The sequence below is a fragment of the Geobacillus sp. ZGt-1 genome (assembly GCF_001026865.1).
GTDB classification, from domain to species: Bacteria; Bacillota; Bacilli; order Bacillales; family Anoxybacillaceae; genus Geobacillus; species Geobacillus thermoleovorans.
Genome location: NZ_LDPD01000028.1, coordinates 46888 through 47812, shown reverse-complemented (window position 1 = coordinate 47812; position 925 = coordinate 46888). Strand labels below are relative to the sequence as shown.

Genomic DNA, 925 nt, shown 5'->3' with positions numbered 1-925 from the left:
GGCGTGACGGAAGACCGAACGGAAACGCGCTTCACAGATCCATGTATGGGTTTGGAAGCGGCGTTGTTCGGTCGTGCGACAGTCGAGAAAACGGCTCTGCAAACGGTAAGGTTCAAATTGCAACTAGAGGATTTGGGGGATGCCGTTTCCAAGCGCTAAACCGGTCTGTTGTGGACCGGTTTTTTCTTTTCCGTCCGCCCGTCAATCAGGCGGCGCCCATTGGCTGCCCGCTCTGCTTCTAAACTGCCCTGGACGTGCATATGTTTAGCAATAAGGCCGGTCCGGGAGGGAAGAAACATGGGCGCATTCATCGGCGAAATCATCGCGCTGTCAATGATGGCGCTGGCGCTGGGCATGGACGCGTTTTCAGTCGCTTTAGGAATGGGGCTGTTGCGCCTCCGGCTGCGGCAAATGTTTTATATCGGGTTGACGATCGGCTTGTTTCATATTCTCATGCCGCTTGCTGGCATGGCGGTCGGCCGCCTGCTGTCGCGCGAGTTCGGAAGTGTCGCGACATACGCGGGCGGGGCGCTGCTGTTATGGCTTGGCGGGCAAATGATCATCGCCTCGTTCCGGAGGGACGATGGCTCACCGCTGTTTCCTCGTGGGGTGGGGTTGCTTTTTTTTGCGTTCAGCGTCAGCCTAGACAGCTTTTCCGTCGGGCTGAGCCTCGGCATTTTCGGAGCGCGGACGATGGTGACGATTTTGCTGTTTGGTCTGTTCAGCATGGTGCTGACATGGGTTGGGCTTTTTGTCGGCCGCCATTTTCAGCAATGGCTCGGTTCTTACAGCGAAGCGCTCGGCGGCAGCATTTTGCTGGCGTTCGGGCTCAAGCTGCTTTTTCTATAAACGGCGGCAGGCGGTTTTCCTTCAGTGGAAAAAAGCGGACTGCCTGCTTTTTTTGCGGCTCTTCACCAAAAGTTGT

The 925-nt window shown here is 56.3% G+C and carries 1 protein-coding gene; it reads left to right on the top strand.

Annotated features, from left to right (window positions below):
* Positions 1-297 precede the first annotated feature (297 nt).
* The gene (locus VU18_RS14690) at positions 298-849 is read left to right on the top strand and encodes a manganese efflux pump MntP family protein (RefSeq protein ID WP_011232841.1); all 552 of its coding nucleotides are present in this window, start codon (positions 298-300) and stop codon (positions 847-849) included.
* The last annotated feature ends 76 nt before the right edge of the window (positions 850-925 follow it).